The organism is Paenibacillus caseinilyticus (genome assembly GCF_027533645.1).
GTDB classification, from domain to species: Bacteria; Bacillota; Bacilli; order Paenibacillales; family NBRC-103111; genus Paenibacillus_G; species Paenibacillus_G caseinilyticus.
Map to the genome: position 1 here is coordinate 1 of NZ_JAQAGY010000030.1, position 16,980 is coordinate 16,980.

A 16,980-nucleotide genomic window follows, 5' to 3' on the forward strand; every position below is an offset into this window, starting at 1 on the left:
AGGAAATGATCCGCTCGACTTGCATGTATTAGGCACGCCGCCAGCGTTCGTCCTGAGCCAGGATCAAACTCTCCATTAAAGAAAAGCTGACTTGCTCATTTTGAAGCATGGCAGAAACTCATTGCTGAGCTTCTATATTTAACACTCACTCGATGTTCAGTTTTCAAAGGGCAATTTCGCGACTTATTCCATTTACATTCTTTTGAAATTTTGTCGTTTGTTGTCACCTCGTTCAGCGGCGACTTTTACAATGTACCACATTCGCTTATTCAATTGCAAGCTTTTTTTGTTTTTTTATTTTTGCTTGCTGCTTGTCCAAGTTAGGAAGGCAAGCCGTTTGAAGCGGCGAAAATTAATTTAACACACACCCTTTTTATATGTCAAGCTTTTGTAAATAAAAAAAGAAGAGCTCTATAGGATCCATCCTTTAGGCTCTTCTTGATTTATTATTCGCCTAATCCTATTCGATCATTCCGATCTCAGGACTGCTGGCTGAAGCATATCGCTTTTTGGGAATGCGTCCTGCCAAAAATCCTTTTCGTCCGGCTTCTACGGCCAGTCTGAAAGCCTCCGCCATTAACGCCGGATTTTGAGCACCCGCTACAGCCGTGTTCAAAAGCACGCCATCTGCGCCGAGTTCCATGGCAAGAGCCGCGTCCGCAGGTCCTCCGATGCCTGCATCGACAATCACAGGCACCTTGGCTTCTTCAATGATAAAGCGCAGGTAGTTCGGATTCGTTATCCCCTGTCCCGAACCGATAGGAGAAGCGCCCGGCATAACGGCAGCGGCCCCGGCCTCCTGAAGCTTGCGGGCCAGAATCGGATCGTCGGATGTATAAGGAAGGACAATGAACCCTTCATCCACTAAAATTTTAGTTGCTTCCAGTGTGCCTACAGGGTCCGGAAGAAGCGTTCTCGGATCGCCTATGACTTCCACCTTGATCATGTCGCATAGTCCTGTGGCTTTGGCAAGGCGCGCGATCCGGACTGCCTCCTCTACGGAGTAAGCTCCCGCCGTATTCGGCAGAAGGGTGAACTTCTTCAAATCCAGCGTCTCCAGAAAATTAGGCGCGTCCGGGTTATCTACAGGCAAACGACGAATGGCAAAAGTCAGGACTTCCGCCCCGGAAGCCTGTACCGATTTATTCTGAACATCCAGGTCATTAAATTTACCGGTGCCAAGAAGCAATCTCGAATGAAATTCATAAGGCCCAATGATTAACGTCTCGCTCATGGTTCACTTCTCCCCTATAGTTGGTTACCTGTCAGCCGCCGCCGACAAAATGCACAATCTCGATCCGGTCTCCGTCAGTCAGCTTCGTCTCTTCATAATGACTGCGGTCGATAATCTCACGGTTCAACTCCACGACGAGAATTTTGTGCTGGAGTTTGAAAACCGCCAATAATTCCGCTACCGTCCCAGCGCCCTCCACATCTCTTGCCTCACCGTTCACAATCAAATTCACAGCTTCACCTCCTTTGATTCATAGCCGTTATAACAAAAAAAGCCAGCCCCGAGCAGGGCTGACCGAATGTCAAAATGGCGTGAACCACATGAATTGCAAGCATTCGACCACTTCCCTACGCTGGCATAATCCAGTGACGCCCTTGATTCTACAGGCGGCCGTATCAGGTTCCGAGGGTCAAAGAATCCGCTTCTTTTTCTCAGCCCCGCATTACAGAGGCTCCCCTAGTGGCTATTTGGTTGTTGCTGACATTATATCACAGGATTCAACTTTTAACATCCTTATATCGCAGCTCAAGAAGCGTCAATTCCTCATCTACCGTATAGGCTACTTCCTTGGCCAGCGATTTCTTGACGAGTTTATTCATAAGCAGCGGAAGCTCGGCGCGAATGTCCGTTAGCTTGGGCTGCTGCTGCAGCTCCTGCAGGCTCCAAGCCTCTTCGCGGCCGGACAATACTTCCAGAAGAAGCTTACAGCAGCGCTCCATCTTGGACATGATCGAAAACTCGCAGGCGAGCAGTACCAATTGAACTCTCTGCTTCAGCGTTTCCTTGCTCAGCGTTAGTTCTTCATACAATTTGTATACACCCGGATTGATATTCTTAACCTGGCGCCACACCGTCACTTCGGGATGGCTGCCCGACTCGATGATCACGATATGCGCCCAATGATGCAGGGCTTCAAGTATATTATTATAGGCATCAAGCAAATGATCCTCGAGTATGTACTCCTTACTCTGCAGGTAGCTTCTTAAGAACTTGGAGAATTCGATCAGCAGTTTATGCTCCCTGAGATCGACGGGGAATTCAAGGACTTTGTGCCGTAAACTCTCCAGATACATATCCCGATCCAATAGTATCTCCCCTTTTAGAATCCAGTAAATAATGTTCCGGTGTTCTCCATGAAGAATCAAATCGGCAAGCGTATCCGGACTGACCCACCGTTCTTGTATACGGAGGTCGTCTCTTATATAATGAATTTGTTGATGGCTGCGTTCGTTGTCACGGCAGACGATCAACAGCAGCATATCAAATCCGTCGGTGACGGCGGAAAACGAAGAAGGGTTGTCCACCGCTGATACACTGATCACCGTTTGATCTTGCCGGAATCGATGCACCCAATCTTTTTTTAGGGTTTCCATGAACGAGAAAGCCTCCTGACAATGGACACATAGTTCGATACTGAATTAGTTCTACATCAGTGCGCCGTTTCCTGCCATCGCCATATGACAATCCTTATAATCTTCTATAAATCTTGCATGAAGGTAGTGACTATACATGAGATTAAGATCAAGCAAAGTGAACGAGTTCCGCCTGTGGGGACTACTGATGACCATGGGTGGTATGGCATTGATGATTGTCGGCTTGGCCGGCATCGTGTTCGATTGGGGCATTGCGGGCCGCTGGATCGCTGCTATCAGTATGGTTGTCGGCGCCCTGGCGATGCTGGTCTCCATGGGCATCTATTTCGCGGCAGGCATGATGTCGACCAGCGCCACAGTAGTGGAATGTCCCGAATGCGGCCGTCCAACCAAAATCCTCGGTAAAACTGACCGCTGCATGTACTGCAAAACGATCCTGTCGATGGATCCGAAGCATGATCCGGCAAGCAGCAGCGGCAGCGCTCTCTAATATCATATGGCACCAAAAAGGCTTGCCATCGCGGCAAGCCTTTTTGGTGCACGTTCCTTCGTCTCCCCACGCTTCAGGGCTTTAAGGTGGATTGAATCCATTCCCATGCGGCAGGGTTCTCATACCCTCTGCGCCAGGAGGCCACTCCGGCCAGTTTGTATTTGTTCGCAAGCGCCGTCCGGGCTTTGACGGACGTTTCGTCCTCTATCCAAATGCGGTTGCGCTTGCCATCTTCCTTATACTCGATGTAGTTCTGTCCCGTCTCCTTCGAGAAGGACTGCGTCAGCTTCTTCTCCTTGATCATCCGCTGCGGCATATCCATAAAGACCGATCTGGCATCCACTTCGGTCTTGCCGTTCTTCACCGTCTCCGTCCACACCCGTGTATAGAACGGAATACCAAGAAGCAGCTTCGAGGGCGGTACCTCATCTTCCTCCAAAAGTCCCAGCAGCGACTTCTCCACCCAAGGCAGGGAAGCTACGGAGCCGGCCACAGGACTGCCGTCCCAGTGCTCGTCGTAGGCCATCAGCATCATAAAATCGAGGGTCTGTGCGAGTGCCTTCCGGTCCAAAAATTGCGACCAGTTCGCGCTGCCGGAACGGGGGGTAACGTCTATGGAAACGACAAGGCCCTGCTCATGCAGCAGAGGGGTCATTTCACGGACGAACTGGACCAGATTCTGCTTGTCCTCCACATTCACATTCTCAAAGTCTATATTGATCCCCTGAAGCTTATAGAGAGCAGCGAAGGAAACCAACTGCTTGATCATCTTCATGCGCTTGTCGTACGTAGAGAGCGCCGCGGTAGTACGCTTGGGGTCGAATCCATTGCTGAAGAGCCCCCAGATATGATATCCCCTCTCATGCGCCCAGTTGGCATACGAGGCGTCTCCCATATTCTTCAGGTTTCCTTCCCCGTCCTGGATATGAAACCAGGTCGGAGAAATTATATCAAGGCCCGGCATCGGGCCGATGGCCGAGGTATCCGGATTCTTCGTAAGCACATGCTCCCAGGTCACATGGATCGGAAGCTTCAGTGGCTTTTGCGGCTCGAACTTGGAAGCAGGCTGGGGACTCGGCAGAACTTCTGTCCCGTCCTCCTGCAGTGTCTCCTTCGGTACGTATCCTGTGAATCCGTTAGTCAACTGGATACGATACCATTCCCCTTCCTCCCCCCACACCATGACCCGCTCCCCCTGGCTGAGGTCTTTATAAATCGCCCCTTTGATCGTGGGTGTGCTCCGCATCGCAACCGTACGTTCGGGTTCCTCGGGCCGGGACACCGTCTTATACCAGCGGATTTCATCTCTTGGCTTGACCAGAATTACCGCTCCCGTTTCCTCCGACTCCCTGAGTTCGATCCCGTACAAATCCTTAAGCGGATCCATCGGCAGATATACTACTTCATCTATCTTCTCCATAGGGAAGCGGAGCTGGAACGGTTTCTCGTTGATTTTGGCCGTCAGTTGGCTCGTCCGCAGCCGGACTACTTTGTCTTCCGTCGTAATAATAGCGGAGTCGCTGGAGGATTCGTAGATTAGTAGGGCATCTATCTTTTCTTTCACCGTATCGAGTCCAAGCTTCAAGCTCTCCTTCTGTCCAGCTGCTCCCTGGTCCAATTGAACCCCTCGATAAAATACAGGCTTGTTCACACCTTGAAAATCAGGCTTCTCATGGAAAAAATTCGGCACATATTGTGTCCATGCATATACTCCCAGCACGGACCCGCACACTAATGCAAGCAGCACCAGCTTCCACGGAGTCCTGCCGCGTCTTCGTCTTGGTATATCCGCCATTCCCACCCCGGGGGTCACCCTTTCTTCACTGCATTCTCAAGTAGTAGACGATTCCACAAAAGAAAAGGACGCATACGGACCGCCCAAAAGCGGAAAACCGAATACGTCCTTGCGGTAATTGTAGAATCTTCTCTTTGCTATGCCCGACTAAGCGTTCACACCGCTGCCTGTTTGCACACAATCCGCACAAACGCCGTACAACTCGACCCGGTGGCTTTTGACATGAAAACCCGTCATCTCTCCAGCCGCCTGCTCCAATTCGTCGAGCGGTTTGTAAGCGAAATCGACCAATTTGCCGCACTTCTCGCACAGACAGTGGTAATGATCGGATAAATCGGCGTCAAACCGGCTGGATTGATCACCGTAGGTCATCTCACGGACGAGCTTCGCTTCTATAAACACTTTAAGATTATTATAAACTGTAGCCACGCTCATACTGGGAAACCGGGGAGACAAAGCCTTGTAAATCTCGTCCGCCGTAGGGTGCCCCATCGTGCTGAGCAGGAAGGAAAGAATGGCGTGTCTCTGCGGAGTCATTCGGACGCCCATGGATTTCAGGGTATTCAGCGCTTCTTCCAATCGATGGTTCATGGTGTTCACCGCCATATTTCAAGAAGGTATATCTTCTGATTGTACCCGGATGACCGCCGAATTGTCAATGAGCCTCTTCAAGAGTGAGCGATCCGTTCGTTTGAGCACGAAGCAGATACTTACCAGATCCAATCGTACCGCTGACCGTCTTGTCCCTCACGGTCAGCGGAAGAGCCGATTCGACCTTCCCCAGTTTCCCGACGCCTTCAATTCGGTAATCCCCCTGGGAAGGAAGCTTCAGACCGATTTTCCCGTTGCTGGTCTGGATGTTCCAATCCCCTCCAACCTCCGCTGTGGCGATCTGGATCGTCCCATTCGTCGTACGGGCTTTGACTCCTTGCCTAACACCGTTCGCTTCAATGGTGCCGTTGGTCGTTTCGGCCTCCAGCTCGCCCTGCACGGTATCGGCACTAAGCTTGCCGTTGGTAGTGCGAAGCACCGCATTCCCCTCATGCGCCTTAATATCTATCCGGCCGTTGGTGCTCTCCAGCGTCAGTGCGCCTACCGTCTTCTCGGCTTGAATCCGCCCGTTGGTCGTGCGCAGCTGCAGCTCCCCCTTCAATTCACTTAACGTAACGGAACCGTTAGTCGTCTCCCCCCGCATCCATTCCTTGAGGAGCAGCTGCCCGGCTTCGATGCTGCCATTCTCCAGATTCAGTTCATAATTCAACGCATGCTGTGCCGGCACAGTAAGGGTCAAGTCCATCCGGGGCTTGTTCCCGAGCCAAACCAGCCCCCCATCTTCCCCCATGCCGGCCGTCTTCAACACGAGCTCCCCGGAAGCTGCGCTGTATTTCAGTTTGGAAGCATCCGCAATACGCTGGGATTCTTCCTCGTCCTCATCCTTCACATGAACGGTGAGAAGAGCTATGACTTCATCCCCCTCGCCCGGCTGCAGTTTCACGCTGCCCAGCCTGTTATCGACCGTCAGCTTCTGGATATCCGCTGACAATGGAATCCGAACCGGTTCCTGATCGATCCGCCGCGCATCCGAATCCTCGCCGAACGACCCGCCGAGCTGAATATGATCCCAATTCCGAAAAAACTCGAACGACTGCGTTCCGGCCACGACCACTGCGGAGATCAGAATCGAAAAGATTAATCCCCCTACATCCAGGCGGATCGGTTGTTCCCCGCCCTTGCGGTTGTACACAATATATTCCATGCCGAGCAGGATAAACAAGACCGGCCACCATTCCATCAACCTCGAGGTCCAAGACCCCCCCGTCATTTTGTCGGCAATGACTGCCGTCCCCACCGAAATGAGCAGCAGTGCCGCCGTATACCGGCCGGCCTTATGCATAAGGTTCTCCCCTTACTTTCTCATGGTTTCTCTAACAAGCATATATAGGCCTGCTCCGATCAGAATCAGCGCACCGGCCGAAGAACCCAGCAATTCCATCATCCGGTTCAACCATTCCGGCTTGCCGGCCGTGAGGAATAATACCGCACCGGCCGCAATCAGCAAGAATCCGAAGCCTCTGCCTCCGGCTAAGGAGCGGCCGAACGGCGAAGGAACCGAAGCGTCTCCTGTCCCCTCCAACCCGCGGCCGCCGTAAGACAACGGTCCACCGTATCCGTTCACCCGATCCGTCTGCTGCAAGGCGTCGAATATATTGTAAAAATAGATCACCGGCACAAGGAGCGAGAACAGCACCACAAGCGGGATGTTCATCTCGGCGTTGACAGCAAAGAATACGATCGCGAAGATATTCATGATAAACAGCAGCATCATGCCCATTCCTCGCTGCATCAGACCCAGATACAGCTGCCCCGTGCCCGGTACCATGAAAGAGAGCAGTCCTGCAATCCACTTGCGCTTGACGGGCCGGGGAGGAAAAAAGGGATCGAACGGTTCTTGCCGCGGCCGGCTCTCCTCCTTGCTTGCGCTCCATCGCTCGATACGTTCTTTCAAAAAAACGTCCTCTTCGTCTTCCCTCCGCTGCTGCGGGTCTCCTGGTTGTTCTTCGAGCATACCCTGGTCTCCTCCTTAGGACAGCAATTGGTGCGAAACCGTTTGGACGGTCTGAAGCCATACGGCGGCGCCGTACCGGACGCCCTCTTGGAGCTGATCGGAATCCAGCGCCACCAGCCGGCGGACAAGCCCCGAAGAAATGAACATCAGCGTGGCCGCCATGGCGATCATCCCGTGCAGCAGCTCTTTCCTCCAATAGGTTTTCTCGGGTGGCGCGGCACGGAAGTCTCTCGTTGCGTTCGGCAAGCTCGGGACATCGCCGCGGTCTTCTCTTTTCAGCTCGGTGAGGACGCGGTCGGAGAGATCGGGCGGAGCCACCAGCATCTCCAGGCCGTCCAGCTGCTCTTCGATCTCCAGCAGGGCCCCTAGCTTTCTCCGGCATGGGGGGCAGCTTCGCAGATGGCGCCGGATGCGGCGGCTCTCCAGTTCAGGGGTTCTCTTATTTAGGTAGCGTTGCAGTTCTTGTTCGTTCGGATGCATGATGTTCATGACCCCGCACCTCCAGCCATTTTTCCTTCAGCAGCGATTTGCCGCGGTACAGCCGGGTCTCCACCGTCTTCAGACCCAGACCTGTCACTTCCGAAATTTCCTGATATGACAGCTGCTTATAGTGATACAAATACAGAATCAGCTTATACTTGTCTGGCAGTCCTGCAAGCAGGCCCTGCATCGTCTCCTGATCCTCCCGCCGAAGCAGGCGGGCCTCCGGTTCTTCCCTACGGTCGCCGAACCAGCCTTTGACTTTATCCAGCAGGGCCTCGACGGGCCGCCGCTGCCTGGATCTCCGGTAATCCGTCACCAGGTTGACCGTAAGGCGGTACAGCCAGGTCTTCAGCTGCGCGTCCCCGCGGAACCGGTCCAAATTCCGATACAGCTTGATGAACACTTCCTGTGTCAAATCCTCGGCGGTTTCCCGATGTTCGACCATACGGTAAATCAGCGTATAGATGTAATCCTTATGGCGTTCCATGAGCAATCTGTACGCATCCTCATCGTGTTGACGGACCAGGTCGACCAGCTGTTCATCCGTCATGTCATCCATCGTTTCACCGCCTTGCCTTTTCGTTATACATCTAGTTAGACGCAGTAACGTAAAAAATCCCTTCACCCGGCGCAAAAAAGTTTTGCGCTTCAACAGGCAAGGGAGATCCGGTCCATCAATCGCACGAAACCGAACGTACGCCGGACAAATGCTTCAGGTCCTCGACGGTATCGGCAATCTTCGTATGCTTGCTCATCCGAACTGTGAAGTGAATCAGGAGCTGTTCTTCTTCGTCCGTCGATACATCTTCTACGGAAAGCTTTTGGATGGTGTTGCCTTCTTTGCCAAGCAATCCCGAGATTTGGCCGATCAGACTCGGACGGTCCAAAGCCACGAGCTTGAAATGCCGCATTTTTTTGGCCCGAAAATACTTCTTCTCCACTTGGTTTAACACAAACAAACTCATCAGCGAGAGCACACAGGCAAGACCTGCCGCATAGTAGAAGCCAGCTCCGTTGGCCAATCCTATGGCTGCCACAACCCAAAGGGACGCGGCAGTGGTAAGTCCCGTAATCGACTTGCCGGTATAAAGAATGGTCCCCGCGCCCAAAAAACCGATGCCGCTGATCACCTGCGCCGCGAGGCGGGCCGGGTCCAGCCGGACATTATCGAGCTTGGCGAACTCCGAGAAGCCATACATGGAAAGAAGCATGATGAGCGTAGAGCCCAGGCAGACAAGAATATGCGTGCGCAGACCCGCCGCATGGCTGCTCTGCTCCCGCTCAAGCCCGATGATGCCGCCGAGAAGCACCGAAAAAATGAGCCTCAGGGTAATGTGCAGATAATCGATAGACCAGGGATCATACATAGCAGGCCCTCCTTCTGGATGTTGAACCCTATTGTATCATGCCGACGAACCGGCCGCAGAAGCCTGCAGCAAAAAAGCATTGACAAGCAGTCTCCGGAGATTAGACTTATAAATACAACCAATGAAACGTTTAAATTGTATATTATCCATACAATCCGTATCTATTACGACAAGAAAGCAGGACTGATCCATGCCGGTAACTACCGTCGAACAGAGAAGAAGCCAGGTGCTGCGGCTTGCCGCCAAGCAGGCGATGGAACTGCCGCTTCACTCCACCGGATTCTGGTTCCACTCCGATGTGCGTGACAACTATTATTTTGCAACACATTTGTTCGCTTATACGGCGGGAGGCGCGGAGGATTGGGTGGAGTACCGGCGCATCGAGGGCATGGAGCTTGCGGCCGGCATGCTGCAGCGTATTCTGCAACTGCAGGACCGTGATCCGTCCAGCCGGACCTATGGGCATTGGCCCCTGCATCTCGGGGAGGATCCCTCGGCGGCCAAGCCTCATCCACTGCCCGTGGAGCTTATGGGCTGTCTTCTTATTTTATTCTATGAACGATACGGCCAAAGGCTTCCTCCAATTATAAAAAAGGAGGTGGACGAAGCCCTCCTGCATCTATACCGCAGCCCGGTCTACCGACATCCCCTGCAGAACCTGACCCATCATGAAGCAAAACATACGGCGCAAAAACTGCTGCTCGGCCACCTGTTCCAAGACGCCTCCCTGCTCCGGGAGGGCCTCTCGCACACGGCCCGCATCCTCGAGCACTTGGAGCGGTTCGGCTTCAAGGAATACGGGTGCCTTCCCTGGCATTGGCACTGGATTCAAGCTTTCACCTGTGTCTGGGAGCTGGTCCAGGACGAAGAGGCGAAAAACCTGACGGAACGCATGCTGGAGAAACTATGGAAGCTTCGGGCCGAGGCTTACCTGGCCGGAGCTTGGACTGGTGCCCGCTCCCGCGTCTGGCCTCACGATGCGCCCAAGGATACCAATACGGCCCATGACTATATCCAGTTCGGAGACTTCCCGGCTCCAGCCTCCTTCCCCCGGCTGGAAGGGGCGGCCCTGTTCACCTACGAGGTGTCGGAGGCCGTCCGGAGATCGGCGGCCGCTGCCCCGCAGCCTCAGGAAATCAAGAGAAGCATCCGCTTTGCCGAAGCCGGCGGCCATACGGAATCCGAGGCTCACACCAGCTTGTACCGGACGGATGCTTATGCCCTTGGCGGGATCTGGGAACGGCGCGAGGAATACGATAACGAGCAAGTCCGGTGGGCTCTGTCGCTTCCCTTAGGGGGAGAGGCGGCCCAGGCCGGAGTGAATCAGCTCACCTTCTTCCATCCGGGGGCAGGCTATCGCCCAGGCGACACCCGCCATGCCAGCCGCTACGGCGAGGTTCTATTCCACCGAGGGATTGTAATGGAACTCTGGGATATCCCCTCCGGAGATACCGAGGCGGCGGACTTCTTGATCGGATGCCTGCCCAAGGGAGAGTGGTGCTTCACGCCGCGAAGCGGCTCGGGAGTGCTCGATTCCGGTGTCTACGTGAGCTTCCACCTGCTGCACGGGTATCGTACGGCAGAGGAGCCGGACCGCGTGTCTGTGCTGTCTCCCCTTAGCGATGGACGGGGAGGTCTCGTCTTGGAAGTGCTGCACGCCAAGGAAGCCGCCGCCCTCGGCGTGCGCCATGCGGATGAATGGGCACGGTATCTGGAGCAGCAGGCAGCTCCCTTGTGGGCTTCGGACGGCGCGGGACTCCTCTCCGTTAGTTATACCGCACAGGACGGCAGCCGGCTCTTCCTTGAGCTGGCGAACGGGCAGCTCAAGAACAGGAGCCTGGACAGCACCTCTCCCGACCTGCAAGCCTACCCTCTCTTCTGAAACTGAGTGAGGCTCACACCGGGAGCGACCAAATGAACCTGACCCGGAACATAGCCGTGCTTCTCATATAATCTGACAGCGGGCTCATTCTTCGTCCCTGTAGCGACGCGGATCCGCATCCCCGGAGGGGCGAAGGTCTCCATATGCTGAAGGAGACGGCTGGCGATCCCTTGGCGGAAGCAGTCGGGATGCACCATCATGCGGCAGATTAAGAGTTCCTTGCGGCTCTGCTTGCAGGCTCCCGCCCCCACGAGCCGTTCGCCTTCGTAATAGCCGAAAAAGCATTCTTCCGAATCCTTAAGCGTAGCAGGGGAATCCAGCAGAGGCGGTACTTCCTGCATCCCCATCAGCTCCGCTTCCAGCCGATAAGCCGTCTGCTGCAGTTCCAGTAAAGGCAATACTTCCCTCATATGGTCAAGGTCGATTTTCCGTATCATCCCGCAGCCCTCCGTTCCTTAAAGAAGACGAGACCCATTCATTGCTTAGCAAGATAAACGGCTTCGCTGTCCTTTAAAGGACGACGCGCGTTTATTAGAAATATAAGATTACAGGATCGAGCCCTAGTGAGATGTAGATTCTGATAGTTTAAAAAAGTGGTATACGCCGCCCGGACAGGTCGCCTCGACCTCTCCCACGGGTATACCACTCTTTAATGATTGTATAGTTATGCTCCGTTCAGCTTCTCCAGAATCAGTTTGTTGAGCATGCCCGGATTGGCCTTGCCTTTGGTTTCTTTCATGGCCTGACCAACCAGGAAGCCGACAGCCTTCTCCTTGCCCGCCTTATAGTCGGCGACCGACTGCGGGTTGTTCGCAATAATCGTATCGACGATCGCCCCGATGGCGCCCTCGTCGCTGATCTGTACAAGCCCTTGTTCTTCTACGATAGCCTGCGGAGCCTTACCCGTCTCCAGCATCGCTTTGAACACGGTCTTCGCAATCTTGTTCGAGATCGTGCCCTTCTCAATGAGGCCGATCATCTCGCCGAGGCCCTTGCCTGTAACCTTCACATCGGCCAGTTCCAGGTTGTTCGCATTGAGATAGCCGAGCAGTTCGCCCATAATCCAGTTCGCGACGGCCTTGGCGTCACCGGTGTACTTCAGGCTCTCCTCGAAGAAATCCGCCAGCTTCATCTGCGAAGTGATCACTTCCGCATCGTAGCTCGGAAGGCTGTACTCGCTCACATAACGCTTCTTCCGGGCATCCGGGAGTTCCGGAATCGAAGCACGCACTCGCTCCTTCCACTCATCTCCGATATGCAGGGCCACGAGGTCCGGATCCGGGAAATACCGGTAATCATGCGCCTGCTCCTTGCCGCGCATGCTGAGCGTCTTGCCCTGGGCTTCGTCCCAGCGGCGTGTCTCCTGCACCACTTGACCACCACTGTCGAGCAGGTCTGCCTGCCGCCACTCTTCATACTCCAAGCCCCGCTGAACGCCGCGGAACGAGTTCATGTTCTTGAGCTCAGCCTTCGTGCCGAACTGCTCCTGACCGTATGGACGCAGAGAGATGTTGGCGTCGCAGCGAAGCGAGCCTTCTTCCATCTTGACGTCGGACACGTCGCAGTACTGCATGATCGCACGGATCTTCTCCAGATAAGCGCGGGCTTCTTCCGGCGTACGCAGATCCGGCTCGGACACAATCTCGATGAGCGGTGTGCCGACCCGGTTGAAGTCGACGAGGGATGCATAGCCGCCATCCACGTGCGTCAGCTTGCCGGCGTCTTCTTCCAGATGGACGCGGGTAATGCCGATCCGCTTCGTCTGGCCGCCCACCTCGATGTCAATCCAGCCATGCTCGCCGACCGGCTTGTCATACTGCGAAATCTGGTACGCCTTCGGCGAATCCGGGTAAAAGTAGTTTTTGCGGTCAAACTTGCTCTCCGTGGCTACCTGGCAGTTGAGCGCCATGGATGCCTTCATCGCGTATTCCACCGCCTGTTTGTTCAACACGGGAAGAACGCCCGGGTGCCCCAGGCAAACGGGACACGTATGCGTGTTCGCCGGAGCCCCGAAGGCGGTGGAGCAGCCGCAGAAAATTTTGGACTTCGTATGCAGTTCGACGTGCACCTCAAGCCCGATGACCGTCTCGTATTTCTTGTCGGTTGCTGCTGTCACTTGGGTTGCTCCTTTCGGTTACAGCGCCGGGCGCTGCTTGTGGAAGTCGGTATTCTGTTCGAAAGCATGGGCCACACGGAGGACCGTGGACTCGTCCAGCGCCTTGCCGATGATCTGCAGGCCGACCGGCAGGCCGTCCGCAAAGCCGCAAGGTACGGAAATCGCCGGAATGCCGGCCAGGTTCACCGGAATCGTGAGAATATCGTTCAGGTACATCGTCAGCGGATCGTCCGTCTGCGAACCGAGCTTGAAGGCTGCCGTCGGAGCCGTCGGCCCGATGACGACATCGTACTTCTCGAAGACTTGGTCGAAATCGCGCTTGATCAGCGTACGCACTTGCTGCGCCTTAAGATAGTAGGCATCGTAATAGCCCGAAGAAAGCGCATAGGTGCCAAGCATGATCCGTCGCTTGACTTCATCGCCGAAGCCTTCGCTGCGGGACTTCGTGTACATATCGATCAGGTTCTTCGGATTCTCCGCACGCACGCCGTAGCGCACCCCGTCGAAACGGGCCAGGTTCGAAGAAGCTTCCGAGGAAGCGAGCAGATAATAAGTGGCTACCGCGTATTCCGAGTGCGGCAGGGATACTTCCTCCACGACCGCTCCAAGGCCTTCCAGCACCTTAAGTGCCGAGAGCACCGCATCCTTTACCTTCGGGTCGATGCCTTCGCCGAAGTACTCCTTCGGCACCGCTACCCGCAGCCCCTTCACGTCTCCCGTGAGGGCACTGACGTAGTCCGGAATGTCCGTGTTCAGCGACGTGGAGTCCTGCGGGTCGTGCCCCGCGATCGCCTGAAGCAGATAAGCGCTGTCTTCGACGTTCTTGGTCAGCGGGCCGATCTGGTCGAGCGACGAGGCGAACGCTACGAGCCCGAAGCGCGAGACGAGGCCGTACGTCGGCTTCATGCCGACGATGCCGCAGTAAGCCGCCGGCTGCCGGATCGAACCGCCCGTATCGGAGCCGAGCGAGAAGAATACTTCGCCCGCCGCCACCGCCGCGGCCGAGCCGCCGCTGGAGCCGCCCGGCACGTACTCGGCATTCCACGGATTCGTCGTCGCGTGGAAGCTCGAGTTCTCGTTCGAACCGCCCATCGCGAACTCGTCCATGTTGAGCTTGCCCACCGATACCGCATCGGCGGCCTTCAGCTTACGGACCACCGTCGCATCGTAGATCGGATTGTAGTTCTTCAAAAACTGGCTCGCGCAGGTCGTCGTGACGCCTTCGGTGACGATGTTGTCCTTGATGCCGACCGGCAGCCCGAACAGCAGTCCCCTGGTTCCGCCCGAAGCTTGTCCGTCGAGCACTCCCGCCGCTGCGCGGGCATTCTCTTCATCGAGCGTCAGGAATGCGCGCACCTGGCCATCTACCGCGGCAATACGCTTATAGGATTCGTCCACGAGGTCCGAAACCGTAATTTCTTTGGCATGAAGCTTGTTATGTATTTCCTGCAACCGTAGTGTTAACAAAGACAAGCAGACGTCCTCCCTTCCATGATCCTTCCTTTATTCAAGCACCGCCGGCACCTTGATCTGGCCGTCTTCTTCATCCGGTGCGTTCAGCAGCACTTTGCCAATCGGCAGTGACTCCCGTACAGCGTCTTCCCGCAGCACGTTCACCAGCGGCATCGCATGGCTGGTCGGCTCCACGCCTTCCGTATCGAGCCCTTCGAGCTGCCCGGCATACTTCAGAATCGCATTGAGCTGCTCCGTGAACCGCTCCTTCTCTTCCTCCGACAGCGCAAGCCTTGCCAGACCCGCAACATGTTCTACGTCCTTGATGGTGACACTCATGGTCTGCACCTCACTCTCTTCCAAATCATTCTTATTATTATAGCCCAGATGCCTAGTGAACTCAATGATCCCTCCCCCGGCGGCAGGAAGGGATTGCGGGTAACATGAACTGCCCGGTTCTCCGGTAAAAAAGCAAGGAATAACACTTTATTCCCGCCTAATTGATCCTATCCGGTACAGTTCCTGCCGGGCAGCGGGCGGGCCCGGGATACCTTCCAAGAAAAAAACCGGCCTTGCGCCGCTTCGTAAAGAAGCGGGCGCAGGCCGGTTCGTATGTGTTAAATCCAGGCTTTCAATCCGATTTGTTTGATAAAATCTTCGTTCGACTGCACTTCCGCGATCGGCTCTTCGACCCTCTCGCCGTCCCCGTTCATAATCCGGCGGAACAGTTCCTCATTCTTGGTGGCCAAGGCAAAATCAATGAGGGATTCACGCTCGAGGCGGTCTACCTCCAACTGCACCAGCACTTCTTCTACTTCCACATCGGAAGCCGGAACAAACACGTGCTTGTTCATCTTCGGTATGCGGATCACATAGTCAAATACGTTGTCCGCATTGCGGTCATACGCGATGACATATCCGTACTCGCCGATCGGCAGATGCTGCTCAAAGCTGTCTCCAACGATATAAACCTTCTGTCCCAAACGCAGCATGGACGTTCCCCCTCTTGGTTCAACCGGCCCTTGCTTCTGATTCATGAATGATATCTTATATTTAAATCATAGAGTATCCGAAGTAGAGAATGCCCATGAATCTTGCCTGCAACGTGGTAGAGCTCAGGTTGTGATTCTACTCATATTATCATTATTTGATAGGATAGGCAATGATAGAAAGCGCCTTATTCCGACATGTCTACCGGGAGGATAAAAGACCTATAAACGATTGCAGCGAAGCGGAGAGCCGCTTCTTCCGATGATGGATGAGCTGCGTGTAAAAAGGGGGCCCCGGCAGCTCGAAAGGCAGAGCCGCCAGCTTCCCGGCCGCCAGCTCTTCCCGGACGGCAATGACCGGTAAAAGGCCGACGCCCAGCCCGTGCACGAGACACTGCTTGATCGCTTCCACACTCCCAAGCTCGTAGGCAAACCGATAAGCCACCCCTTCACCGCGAAGCTCGCTTTCCAAGGCCGATCGGTAGGTACAGCTTTCCTCCGTCACGACCATGGGGTGGCCGCCCAGCTCCCTCACCGTCAAGGGGCCCGCGGACAGGAACAGCGGATGGTCCGGCGCGGCCAGCAGAACAAGCTGCTCTTCGCGCAGGGGAAGGCACACGAACTCCCGGCCCGTGTAAGCCCTGTCGAGCATCAGACCTACATCGCATTCGCCTTCGCGGACCCGCCGGATGATCTCCGCCTCCGAGCCCGGCTGAAGCGCTACCTGTACCCCTGGGTAAAGCGTACGGAAACGCTGCAGCAAGGGGGGCAGGAAAAAGGCTGCAAGCGTCTCAATCGTGCCGATCACGATGCGCCCGGAGGCTTGGGAAGAGATCGCCGCTTTGGCCTCCTCATGCAGCTGGAGCATTCCTCCCGCATATTTCAAAAGCTCTTCTCCCGCCTGCGTCAAACGGATGCCTCGGCCGAAGCGTTCGAATAGCACCGCGCCGTATTCCCGTTCCAGCCGCTTGATCTGCGCCGTGACGCTCGACTGCACATAACCGAGTTCGTCTGCCGCTTTGGTGAAACTGCGGAGCCTGGCGACCAGGCAGAAGGTATGAAGACATGTAAGATCCATAGTAGACAGGCCTCTTTCCCGGTGCAGCGGCAGGAGTCTTCGAGCTATGCCGTGCTTTAGGTCCATGTGATGTAACTCGCTTATGTATCGATAATATCGATTCGAATGATCGAAAACAATAGCTAACTTCGATGTTTAGTCCATGGTATGGTAAG

18 protein-coding genes, 1 rRNA gene and 1 riboswitch are annotated in these 16,980 nt (G+C 55.0%); of the genes, 2 read left to right on the top strand and 17 right to left on the bottom strand.

From position 1 onward, the window contains the following. From O9H32_RS28960 to O9H32_RS28975, 4 genes are all read right to left on the bottom strand, one after another. Positions 1-79 (bottom strand): 16S ribosomal RNA (locus O9H32_RS28960); the annotation flags it as partial. 381 nt (positions 80-460) lie between these two features. Beyond that, positions 461-1,234, bottom strand: coding sequence for a thiazole synthase (locus tag O9H32_RS28965; RefSeq protein WP_269869587.1), 774 nt, complete (start codon positions 1,232-1,234; stop codon positions 461-463). A 31-nt stretch (positions 1,235-1,265) separates the two neighbouring features. Further along, positions 1,266-1,466: a sulfur carrier protein ThiS gene (gene thiS, locus O9H32_RS28970; protein WP_269869588.1), complete on the bottom strand. Its 201-nt coding sequence runs from the start codon at positions 1,464-1,466 to the stop codon at positions 1,266-1,268. A gap of 95 nt (positions 1,467-1,561) precedes the next feature. Beyond that, positions 1,562-1,702, bottom strand: a riboswitch (TPP riboswitch). Positions 1,703-1,731: 29 nt separating this feature from the next. Then, positions 1,732-2,607 carry a nucleotidyltransferase-like protein gene (locus O9H32_RS28975; RefSeq protein WP_269869589.1) on the bottom strand — a complete coding sequence of 292 codons (876 nt, stop codon included), beginning with the start codon at positions 2,605-2,607 and terminating at the stop codon, positions 1,732-1,734. Positions 2,608-2,743: 136 nt separating this feature from the next. Here O9H32_RS28975 and O9H32_RS28980 point away from each other — a divergent pair, with 136 nt between their 5' ends. Then, positions 2,744-3,097: a DUF2614 family zinc ribbon-containing protein gene (locus O9H32_RS28980; protein ID WP_269869590.1), complete on the top strand. Its 354-nt coding sequence runs from the start codon at positions 2,744-2,746 to the stop codon at positions 3,095-3,097. Between the two features lie 73 nt (positions 3,098-3,170). On the opposite strand, the gene O9H32_RS28985 is transcribed toward O9H32_RS28980, so the two are convergent. The 7 genes from O9H32_RS28985 to O9H32_RS29015 form a co-directional block, all read right to left on the bottom strand. After that, positions 3,171-4,892 (bottom strand): glycosyl hydrolase family 18 protein, encoded by a 1,722-nt coding sequence (locus O9H32_RS28985; RefSeq protein ID WP_406627408.1) that lies wholly within the window; start codon positions 4,890-4,892, stop codon positions 3,171-3,173. A gap of 147 nt (positions 4,893-5,039) precedes the next feature. Further along, a complete protein-coding gene (gene perR, locus O9H32_RS28990; protein WP_269869592.1) occupies positions 5,040-5,483 on the bottom strand; it encodes a peroxide-responsive transcriptional repressor PerR in 444 nt (147 codons plus the stop codon). A gap of 64 nt (positions 5,484-5,547) precedes the next feature. Next, on the bottom strand, positions 5,548-6,786 hold the full coding sequence (locus O9H32_RS28995) for a DUF4097 family beta strand repeat-containing protein (protein WP_269869593.1): 1,239 nt from the start codon (positions 6,784-6,786) through the stop codon (positions 5,548-5,550). 12 nt (positions 6,787-6,798) lie between these two features. Then, positions 6,799-7,458, bottom strand: a complete 660-nt coding sequence (locus O9H32_RS29000; RefSeq protein WP_269869594.1) for a hypothetical protein — start codon at positions 7,456-7,458, stop codon at positions 6,799-6,801. A gap of 15 nt (positions 7,459-7,473) precedes the next feature. Beyond that, positions 7,474-7,947, bottom strand: a complete 474-nt coding sequence (locus O9H32_RS29005; protein WP_269869595.1) for an anti-sigma factor — start codon at positions 7,945-7,947, stop codon at positions 7,474-7,476. Further along, entirely contained in the window at positions 7,898-8,500 is a 603-nt protein-coding gene (locus tag O9H32_RS29010; protein ID WP_269869596.1) for an RNA polymerase sigma factor, read from the bottom strand. Before O9H32_RS29010 ends, O9H32_RS29005 begins: the two co-directional genes overlap by 50 nt. A 115-nt stretch (positions 8,501-8,615) precedes the next feature. After that, a complete protein-coding gene (locus O9H32_RS29015; RefSeq protein ID WP_269869597.1) occupies positions 8,616-9,308 on the bottom strand; it encodes an MgtC/SapB family protein in 693 nt (230 codons plus the stop codon). A gap of 190 nt (positions 9,309-9,498) precedes the next feature. Between O9H32_RS29015 and O9H32_RS29020 the strand changes: the two genes are divergently transcribed. Beyond that, complete coding sequence (locus O9H32_RS29020; RefSeq protein WP_269869598.1) at positions 9,499-11,190, top strand: hypothetical protein; 1,692 nt, start codon at positions 9,499-9,501, stop codon at positions 11,188-11,190. Here O9H32_RS29020 and O9H32_RS29025 read toward each other — a convergent pair. The 6 genes from O9H32_RS29025 to O9H32_RS29050 form a co-directional block, all read right to left on the bottom strand. Further along, positions 11,175-11,627 carry a GNAT family N-acetyltransferase gene (locus O9H32_RS29025; protein WP_269869599.1) on the bottom strand — a complete coding sequence of 151 codons (453 nt, stop codon included), beginning with the start codon at positions 11,625-11,627 and terminating at the stop codon, positions 11,175-11,177. The genes O9H32_RS29020 and O9H32_RS29025 overlap by 16 nt on opposite strands. A 227-nt stretch (positions 11,628-11,854) precedes the next feature. Then, a complete protein-coding gene (gatB, locus tag O9H32_RS29030; RefSeq protein ID WP_269869600.1) occupies positions 11,855-13,306 on the bottom strand; it encodes an Asp-tRNA(Asn)/Glu-tRNA(Gln) amidotransferase subunit GatB in 1,452 nt (483 codons plus the stop codon). Between the two features lie 18 nt (positions 13,307-13,324). Further along, positions 13,325-14,779, bottom strand: a complete 1,455-nt coding sequence (gene gatA / locus O9H32_RS29035) for an Asp-tRNA(Asn)/Glu-tRNA(Gln) amidotransferase subunit GatA (RefSeq protein WP_269869601.1) — start codon at positions 14,777-14,779, stop codon at positions 13,325-13,327. 30 nt (positions 14,780-14,809) lie between these two features. Next, a complete protein-coding gene (gene gatC, locus O9H32_RS29040; protein ID WP_269869602.1) occupies positions 14,810-15,097 on the bottom strand; it encodes an Asp-tRNA(Asn)/Glu-tRNA(Gln) amidotransferase subunit GatC in 288 nt (95 codons plus the stop codon). Between the two features lie 278 nt (positions 15,098-15,375). Further along, positions 15,376-15,750 carry an ATPase gene (locus tag O9H32_RS29045; protein WP_269869603.1) on the bottom strand — a complete coding sequence of 125 codons (375 nt, stop codon included), beginning with the start codon at positions 15,748-15,750 and terminating at the stop codon, positions 15,376-15,378. Between the two features lie 199 nt (positions 15,751-15,949). After that, complete coding sequence (locus tag O9H32_RS29050; protein ID WP_269869604.1) at positions 15,950-16,825, bottom strand: LysR family transcriptional regulator; 876 nt, start codon at positions 16,823-16,825, stop codon at positions 15,950-15,952. Between the last annotated feature and the right edge of the window lie 155 nt (positions 16,826-16,980).

Coding starts and splice junctions, on each gene's coding strand:
- O9H32_RS29025 (WP_269869599.1), bottom strand. CDS start 11,627: ATGATACGGAAAATCGACCTTGACCATATGAGGGAAGTATTGCCTTTA.
- O9H32_RS29020 (WP_269869598.1), top strand. CDS start 9,499: ATGCCGGTAACTACCGTCGAACAGAGAAGAAGCCAGGTGCTGCGGCTT.
- O9H32_RS29000 (WP_269869594.1), bottom strand. CDS start 7,458: ATGCTCGAAGAACAACCAGGAGACCCGCAGCAGCGGAGGGAAGACGAA.
- gatC (WP_269869602.1), bottom strand. CDS start 15,097: ATGAGTGTCACCATCAAGGACGTAGAACATGTTGCGGGTCTGGCAAGG.
- O9H32_RS29010 (WP_269869596.1), bottom strand. CDS start 8,500: ATGGATGACATGACGGATGAACAGCTGGTCGACCTGGTCCGTCAACAC.
- O9H32_RS29005 (WP_269869595.1), bottom strand. CDS start 7,947: ATGAACATCATGCATCCGAACGAACAAGAACTGCAACGCTACCTAAAT.
- O9H32_RS29050 (WP_269869604.1), bottom strand. CDS start 16,825: ATGGATCTTACATGTCTTCATACCTTCTGCCTGGTCGCCAGGCTCCGC.
- O9H32_RS28985 (WP_406627408.1), bottom strand. CDS start 4,892: ATGGCGGATATACCAAGACGAAGACGCGGCAGGACTCCGTGGAAGCTG.
- O9H32_RS28995 (WP_269869593.1), bottom strand. CDS start 6,786: ATGCATAAGGCCGGCCGGTATACGGCGGCACTGCTGCTCATTTCGGTG.
- O9H32_RS28975 (WP_269869589.1), bottom strand. CDS start 2,607: ATGGAAACCCTAAAAAAAGATTGGGTGCATCGATTCCGGCAAGATCAA.
- O9H32_RS28980 (WP_269869590.1), top strand. CDS start 2,744: ATGAGATTAAGATCAAGCAAAGTGAACGAGTTCCGCCTGTGGGGACTA.
- O9H32_RS29045 (WP_269869603.1), bottom strand. CDS start 15,750: ATGCTGCGTTTGGGACAGAAGGTTTATATCGTTGGAGACAGCTTTGAG.
- perR (WP_269869592.1), bottom strand. CDS start 5,483: ATGAACCATCGATTGGAAGAAGCGCTGAATACCCTGAAATCCATGGGC.
- O9H32_RS28965 (WP_269869587.1), bottom strand. CDS start 1,234: ATGAGCGAGACGTTAATCATTGGGCCTTATGAATTTCATTCGAGATTG.
- O9H32_RS29015 (WP_269869597.1), bottom strand. CDS start 9,308: ATGTATGATCCCTGGTCTATCGATTATCTGCACATTACCCTGAGGCTC.